Source organism: Halomonas sp. BC04 (genome assembly GCF_000568385.1).
Window position 1 is genome coordinate 1 of sequence record NZ_AZQX01000433.1, and the last position, 7,853, is coordinate 7,853.

General features: G+C 53.0%; 6 protein-coding genes. 4 read left to right on the forward strand and 2 right to left on the reverse strand.

From position 1 onward, the window contains the following. Positions 1-10 precede the first annotated feature (10 nt). Positions 11-781, reverse strand: coding sequence for a GntR family transcriptional regulator (locus Q427_RS28400; protein WP_197030861.1), 771 nt, complete (start codon positions 779-781; stop codon positions 11-13). A gap of 205 nt (positions 782-986) precedes the next feature. Then, positions 987-2,258, reverse strand: a complete 1,272-nt coding sequence (locus Q427_RS28405; RefSeq protein WP_231613985.1) for a pyridoxal-phosphate-dependent aminotransferase family protein — start codon at positions 2,256-2,258, stop codon at positions 987-989. Positions 2,259-2,776: 518 nt separating this feature from the next. Here Q427_RS28405 and Q427_RS28410 point away from each other — a divergent pair. The 4 genes from Q427_RS28410 to Q427_RS28425 all read left to right on the forward strand — a co-directional run bounded on the left by Q427_RS28410 (position 2,777) and on the right by Q427_RS28425 (position 7,567). Further along, positions 2,777-3,820, forward strand: coding sequence for an ABC transporter ATP-binding protein (locus Q427_RS28410; RefSeq protein ID WP_051496809.1), 1,044 nt, complete (start codon positions 2,777-2,779; stop codon positions 3,818-3,820). Beyond that, the gene (locus Q427_RS28415) at positions 3,810-4,829 is read left to right on the forward strand and encodes an ABC transporter ATP-binding protein (RefSeq protein ID WP_081786262.1); all 1,020 of its coding nucleotides are present in this window, start codon (positions 3,810-3,812) and stop codon (positions 4,827-4,829) included. Before Q427_RS28410 ends, Q427_RS28415 begins: the two co-directional genes overlap by 11 nt. Before the next feature lie 123 nt (positions 4,830-4,952). After that, a complete protein-coding gene (locus Q427_RS28420) occupies positions 4,953-5,891 on the forward strand; it encodes an ABC transporter permease (RefSeq protein WP_231613986.1) in 939 nt (312 codons plus the stop codon). Between the two features lie 89 nt (positions 5,892-5,980). Next, a complete protein-coding gene (locus Q427_RS28425; RefSeq protein WP_197030863.1) occupies positions 5,981-7,567 on the forward strand; it encodes an ABC transporter substrate-binding protein in 1,587 nt (528 codons plus the stop codon). The last annotated feature ends 286 nt before the right edge of the window (positions 7,568-7,853 follow it).

A 7,853-nucleotide genomic window follows, 5' to 3' on the forward strand; every position in this document is an offset into this window, starting at 1 on the left:
GTGTCATGGTTTATTTGGTCTCGTGATGTTCAGCCTCAGTTGCAAGCAGCGTCGCTCTGGCGGCATCGGCCTTGTTCTTGAGGTGATCGCGCAAGATCCTGAATAGCCGTTCTCCATCACGGCTCTCCAGGGCATTGATCATGGCGGAATGCTCACCTACCGCCTGCTTCCAGCGCCGCTCCGAGAGACTGCTAAGATAACGCGTACGCCGCACCTTGCCTGAAAGGCGGGTGTAGACATCGGCAAGGTGCCGATTTCCCGCTCCGGCCATGATGCACTCATGGATCTCCTGATTGAGGTGGAAATAAGGTAACCGCTCGCCCTTGTTGAAGTGATCGACCATACGCTCGTGCAATTCGCGAATCCTGGCAATTTCAGCCTCACTCATGCGCAGACAGGAGAGCTCACCGGAAAGCGCTTCCAGCACGCCCAACACCTCGAAGATTTCTTCAATATCTTCCAGAGTCTGCTGTGTGACTCGCACCCCACGGCTGGGCAGTAATTCCACGATGCCTTCGGCGGCCAACACCTTGAAAGCTTCGCGCAACGGAGTACGCGATACACCGAAATGATCACAAAGCGATTTTTCCGGCAGCTTACTGCCAGGTGGAAACTCATCGGCAGTGATCATGTCTCGCAGCGAGCTGACAATTTCGTCATGTAGCGTTCTGCGCTCAATGGGCTGGCGACGGGACATTGAGCCCCCTTCTTTCGAAGTACCCTGCTGGTCGGCCGCGCCTTGCAGCCGCTGATTGGGATACGGTGTACTGGTCGTGGCCATCAAAGTTTCCTCGCGTGTCCATGCCGGGGTGATTCTCTTTGCCATCACTATTGGCGCTTTCAACAAGTGGCGGCCTATAGGTGCTTCGTCGATGAGGCATCTATAGCGTGGCTCGCCCCTGCGTCAACGATATTGCATACAACACTCATTTCTGCGATGTCCACGCCATACTCTCTATTTTTCCAGACCCCTCTATCACCAGGCCCTAGGCCGTCTCGGCAAGGTATCGCATGGCCGCCTGAACCCCTCCTTCCCGGTGCGGGACACCCGCCATCTGCAACCCCATCTCGACACCAGCCAAAGTACCGGCCAGCGTCACGTCGTTGAAGGCACCAAGATGGCCGATACGAAACACCTTGCCGGCGACTTTCGACAGGCCAGCGCCCAGCGACATATCGAAATTTTCGAGAATCACTTTACGCAGCGCATCTGCATCGTGCCCTTCCGGCATCATCACCGCCGTCAGCACCTGTGAATACTCCTCCTGGTTCTCACAGAGTATCCCCAGCCCCCAGGCGCGCACCGCATGTCGGGTCGCTTCGCCATAGCGACGATGCCGAGCAAAGACGTTATCGAGCCCCTCCTCCAGCAACAGGTCCAGCGACTTATCGAGCCCATAGAGCAGGTTGGTGGCGGGAGTGTAGTGGGTAAAGCCTCGTTCGTTGGCCTTGACGACATCGCCCCAGTCCCAGAAGGATCGCGGCATCCCCCCGCCTCGGTTAGAGATATCCATAGCCTTAGGCGATACCGCATTGAAGCCTAGGCCGGGCGGTAGCATCAATCCCTTCTGGGAACAGCTAATGGTGACATCGACACCCCAGCCATCATGGTCGTAGGGCAGCGAGCCGAGTGAAGAGATAGTGTCTACAAGCAGTAGCGCAGGGTGGCCAGCGTTATCGAGGGCCTGGCGCACCTGTGGTATGCGGCTAACGACCCCGGTGGAGGTTTCGTTGTGAACGACTGCAACAGCCTTGATCAGATGATCCTTATCTTCCTTGAGACGCGCTTCGATTTCTTTGGGATCGGCGCCGTGCCGCCAGTTGCCAGGTATCAAGTCGACCTCCAGCCCCAGCCGGGTGGCCATCTCGTGCCAAAGGCTAGAGAAGTGCCCCGTTTCTGACATCAAGACTCGATCACCGGGCGAAAGCGTATTGACCAGAGCTGCCTCCCAGGCGCCGGTGCCCGATGAAGGAAAAATCACGACTCGATCAGTGCCGAAGACCGGCCGAAGCTTGTCGAGGATGCCCAGCAGCAGCCGCGAGAAATCGGGGCCTCTGTGGTCGATTGTCGGCATGTCCATGGAGCGCAGAACTTCATCAGGCACATTGGTAGGCCCGGGAATCTGCAGAAAGTGCCGACCACTGGGAAATGCCATATCAATTCTCCTCGATTTGCTTTTTCTTTTATTGAATACAAGATTCAGTATAGACACGACATTGAACCCCGCAATGAAATGACGAAAAAATTTGACGAACATGGAATAAGTCATTGTTTTGCATGGTTTAAAACATATATTCAAAGCAAGGCCATCTACATTTCTGGATCATTGCGAAAGGAATAAGGCTCAAATTTTGGATTCAAATTCAGAAAACAAAGATATTCGGATAAGCATATATTATAAAAAAACACCACAAAGGAAAGTAAATTTAATCATTGTATTTCAGTGACTTAATTGCCACCTAACAATGCAACGATATACTTATGTCTATAAAAAAGCCGCGGAAAGCCTTGACGACGGCCAAGGGACACAACTATACAGAATACAATATTCAAAAAGAGTCGAGCGACTTGATGCATGAACGCAAATGAGGGGTAGTTGGGCCTGTACCAAACAATAAAACGCCCCGCCCCTTGCTCTGCTCCCACACAACAACATCAGGAGCCCGCCATGATCCCCACTCTCCACGTGCAGCTATCATGTCCCTACCTCGTTCGGCACATCGGTTCACTGTCGACACTTGAGGCCGTCATAACCGGGCGCAGCGAGGTGATATCATGACCAGATCAAGCCCGCTGCTTCAGGTCCAAGATCTTCAGGTTCACTTTGATACACCTGATGGAGTGGTAAAAGCAGTCAATGATGTCAACTTTTCAGTTAACAAGGGTGAAACCCTGGCCATTGTCGGCGAATCAGGCTCCGGCAAATCAGTGACAAGCCTTGCCATCATGCGCCTTATCACGGGACGCAATGCGGGCGGAAAGATTCTTTTTGAAAACCAGAATCTCCTAGAAAAATCGATGGATGAAATGCGGATCATCCGAGGCAATGATATTTCGATGATTTTTCAGGAGCCGATGACAAGCCTCAATCCGGTCTACACGGTTGGTTGGCAAATCATCGAAGCTATCAGAACACACCTGAATGAAACATATAAGCAAGCTTTCGAACGAGCCGTTGAAGCTTTGGACCTGGTGGGCATTCCAGAGCCTCGAGCTCGAATGGGTAACTATCCGCATCAGCTATCAGGAGGCATGCGGCAGAGGGTAATGATTGCCATGGCTCTCTCAACCGAGCCGAAACTTCTAATCGCCGACGAGCCGACAACTGCTCTCGATGTCACTATTCAAGCTCAAATACTTCAGCTGATGCGTCGTCTTCAGCGAGAGATGGGCATGAGCATAATCTTCATTACTCATGACCTAGCTGTCGTTGCTGAAATGGCACAACGCGTGGTGGTAATGTATTCAGGAAACGTTGTGGAAGAAGCACCGGTCAATGATCTATTCAAACACCCAAGAATGCCGTACACCATAGGCCTGATGCGCTCAATGCCGGGACGACATGGCTACAAGACAGCAAACAATCGACTGGAAATAATCCCGGGAAGCATGCCTAATCCATTACAACTACCTTCAGGTTGCGCTTTCCATCCTAGGTGTCGCTTTATGGAAAAAGGGACATGCACCTCTACTCCACCGATCCTCGAAAAAATTGAAGGAGACCGCCTAATACGCTGCGCTCGAAAGGATGAGGTTAAAAAACAACTCGAGCAAGAGAAGCTACAACAAGAAAAATCAGGAGCCACCCATGCAATATGAAAAAGTCTCCCCCGTACCTGATACGTCTTCTCTGGAACAACCTGAATGCGCCAGCCAGCCGCTTCTCGAAGTTCGAAACCTGCAGAAAACATTTCCAATAGGAAATCGCTTCAACCGGAAATACGTAAAGGCAATTCAGGACGTTTCTTTTTCGATGAATACCGGTGAGGTACTCGGCTTGGTGGGTGAGTCGGGCTCGGGTAAGACGACCGTTGGCCGCTGCATCGTAAGGCTCATAGAGCCCACCAGCGGTGATGTCTTTTTTCAAGGTCAGAATCTGGCAACGGCAAGCAAGCAGGAACTTCGTTCTCTTCGCAAGCCCTTGCAGATCATATTCCAGGATCCATTCGGGGCACTCAACCCGAGGATGAAGGTCGGCGCCATCATCTCCGAAGGCATGAAGATCCATAACATTGCTCATGGAGAGCAAGCACGTGAGCGAGCCAAGGAACTATTGAAAAAAGTCGGCCTGTCCGAAAACCATATCGACCGCTACCCGCATGAATTTTCCGGGGGACAACGTCAGCGGATCGGCATTGCAAGAGTGCTGGCTGTTGATGCCAAGTTTATTATTGCGGATGAACCAGTCTCCGCCCTGGATGTTTCCATTCAGGCACAAGTCATAAACTTGTTGCAGGATCTCAAGGAAGAATATGGCCTGTCAATGCTGTGCATCTCACATGACCTTGGTGTTGTCGAGCACATTTCAGACCGTGTGGCTGTCATGTACCTCGGAAGGTTGATGGAAATTGGGACCAAAGAGGATATCTATGACAATCCCCGGCACCCTTATACGCAATCCCTTCTCGATGCCATGCCTGTACCCGATCCTGAGAGACCACGAAAAGACGAAAATATTCTCCAGGGTGACATACCCAGCCCTATAAGCCCGCCATCAGGATGTGTCTTCAGAACCCGCTGCCCAATTGCTACCAAGGAGTGTGCCGAAGTCGTTCCTCCTCTTGAAGAAGTCTCTTCAGGCCATTTAAAGGCTTGCATAAGACAATAAACATATAATTCTTCGATACAACAACGATATGAGGCTCTGAAGATGGCAAGAAGCATACCTCCAACAGACACAGGCAAGCGCTACGGGTCGAGTCCAGAGCAACCTATGGATCAGGTGACCCCAATGGAACCCATGGACACCTTTATCCCCGGGCACCCCAGTGAATCGGTCGCAGAATATGAGGCCCCGGAACAGATCATTGCCGTTAGACGAAACCCATGGAAGGTTGCACTAAAGCAGCTTTTCGAATCAAAGGCGGCCCTGGTATCGGCATGTTTCATCCTCATGCTTGTCATACTGGCACTATTCGCCAATGTTATTGCACCACATGACCCTCAGGCCATGAGCCTTGTCGACCGCATGCTGCCACCGGCCTGGAATGCCGAAGGCGACATGCGCTTCCTGCTGGGCACCGATGGACAGGGTCGCGACATCCTCAGTCGTATTATCCATGCCTCTCAGATGACGCTACTTGTCGGCGTCGCCTCGGTCATCCTGGGCGGCATCGTTGGAGTAACCCTGGGGCTGCTGGCAGGCTACTTTGGTGGCTGGCTGGATGCCATCTTGATGCGTTTTACCGACTTGCAGCTCGCCTTCCCAAGCCTGCTGCTCGGCCTGATCGTCATGGCGATTATCGGCACAGGGGTGCTGGAGCTTGTATGCGTCATTGCACTTGCCCAATGGGCTTTCTACGCACGCGTCGTCAGATCTGAGGCGATCAAGACACGTGAGCTGGAATTCGTTCAAGGTGCCATTGCGCTCGGTGCCAGTAACACCCGTATCCTGCTTCAGCATATCCTGCCCAATTGCGTCGCCTCGATGTTGATCATTGCCAGTTTCTCACTGGCCATGGCCATCTACTATGAGGCAGCTTTGAGCTTCTTCGGCTTGGGCATCCCCCCTGCCATTCCCACCTGGGGCAACATGCTGGCAGGTGCTCGTGACATCATGCTCGCCAACTTCTGGGCGCCTGTATTTCCGGGCATTGCGATCACACTTACCGTACTTGCCTTCAATCTCCTTGGGGATTGGGCGAGGGACTTCTTCGACGTCAAGGTGTGACAAACACTCACCAGCCACAGGAGACACATCCATCACATTGAAAAATCACGAAATTAATTATTAAAACAACTCACACAATGAGGCACCTCATGTTCAAGCGAAAGTTTCCAATACAAATGAACAGAAGCATACCCTCATCACCAAGCCAGCTCCTGGGAAAAACTGTTACCGCGCTGGCTCTGGCAGGCCTGATGACAGCACCTGTGTTGGCTGATGACGACAAGATCAGCATCACCTATGTGATGCACGAGGCCATCGATATCTTCGGTGATCCAATTCGTGGTTCAACCTATGATGAGCACCGTGCACACTTGGCGCAGTTCGAGCCCCTCGTCTACGATTTTGATGGCCGAACCGGCGAATCGGGTATCCAGCCTGGCCTGGCGGTCGACTGGGAACAGACCGACGACCTTACCTGGCGCTTTCATCTCCGTGAAGGGGTGACCTTTCATAATGGCGAGCCTTTCAATGCCCACGCCGTGAAGTTCTCCATCGATCGCGTATTCGACGAAGACTACCCGGGTGCGGACAAATTCCTGGATGTACCCATCACGGAAGTCGAGGTGATCGATGAATTCATCGTCGATATCCACACCTCTGAACCTGTTCCGATCATGCTCCAGCGCCTGTCCCGCAACGGTGCCTTCATCCTCGAGCCGAACCACTACGAGAATCTCAGCTACGAGGATGCACTGACCAGCCCCATGGGCACTGGTCCGTACCGGCTGGTCGACTATGCGACGGATGAGCATTATACCTTCGAGGCTTATGAGGATTACTGGGGCTGGGACGAGAATAGCAACATTGATGAGTTACGCATTCTCATGATCCCGGAGATCTCCACCTCGGTGGCGGAGCTGTTGACGGGTAACGTGGACATTGTACGCCTGACAGCGGACCTCGTAGGCCCTGTGGAAAGCGAGGAGAACACCGAAGTTATCGTCGCCCCCAGCGTGGTTCGAGCCGTAGTCATGTTCAACCTGACGGTGGACGAGTGCCTCGAGGATGCTCGAGTACGCCAGGCATTGAACTATGCCGTGGATCGTGGGGCCATGATCGACGCATTCGCGTTCGGTAATCGGGATCTGGCCATGAAGACCATGGTCAATCCACCCAATGACCACCCCGGTCTCGAGCCCTACCCCTTCGACCCCGACAAGGCCAGGGAACTGCTCGCCGAGGCGAACTGTTCGAACTTCGAAATTCCCGAAATCGACGTCATGCAACCTCAAGCCATGGAGCATGCCGAAGCGACCGCCCAGTACTGGCGCATGGTCGGTGTCGATGTCGGCTCGGTGTCGCTGGTCGATCCGGCCATTATGCGTGAGCGTTGGATGGACCGCTCACTCGGCGTGCACGCCTACACCTGGTCGGCCGCAGAAAATACTCCGGAAACAGACATGTATGCCATCAGTGACTCGCGTCAACGTAACTCGACCCACTGGGACCGTCCGGAGTTCGAGGAGATGTACCAAGAACTCCAACGCACAGTGGATCAAGACCGTCGCGATGAACTCAACTACGCCCTCCAGGAGATGCAATACAACGATCCTCCCGGCACCTTCCTTTACCTGCGTCCCATTGTTATGGGTGTCAGCAAGCGTCTCGAAGGATATTATCCGCATCCTTCGATGCTGATGGAAGACTGGAAGGCCATCTACGTCAATGAGGAGTGACCTTTGGGTGGCGGGTATTAAGGTGCCCGCCTTCCTCCCATGTCACAATCCATAATGATAACAACATCTATGAAAAACAGTGGCAACTGATACTGGTTGGTCCCGCCGACAACGCTTTCCTTTATCGGAAAACAGGTCAGTTTCCAACATGAGGAGCGAGAAGCCGTGTATTATTTTCTGAACCGGATAGCACAGGGCCTGGTGGTCATCTTTTTTGCTTTGACACTCGGCTTTCTCCTAGTATTCGTCATCGGCGACCCGGTGCTGATGCGGGTCGGCGAGGATG

Bases quoted from the DNA above. Each gene is read 5' to 3' on its own strand.
- Q427_RS28400 (WP_197030861.1), bottom strand. From the start codon at position 781: ATGGCCACGACCAGTACACCGTATCCCAATCAGCGGCTGCAAGGCGCG.
- Q427_RS28405 (WP_231613985.1), bottom strand. From the start codon at position 2,258: ATGTTCGTCAAATTTTTTCGTCATTTCATTGCGGGGTTCAATGTCGTG.
- Q427_RS28410 (WP_051496809.1), top strand. From the start codon at position 2,777: ATGACCAGATCAAGCCCGCTGCTTCAGGTCCAAGATCTTCAGGTTCAC.
- Q427_RS28415 (WP_081786262.1), top strand. From the start codon at position 3,810: ATGCAATATGAAAAAGTCTCCCCCGTACCTGATACGTCTTCTCTGGAA.
- Q427_RS28420 (WP_231613986.1), top strand. From the start codon at position 4,953: ATGGAACCCATGGACACCTTTATCCCCGGGCACCCCAGTGAATCGGTC.
- Q427_RS28425 (WP_197030863.1), top strand. From the start codon at position 5,981: ATGTTCAAGCGAAAGTTTCCAATACAAATGAACAGAAGCATACCCTCA.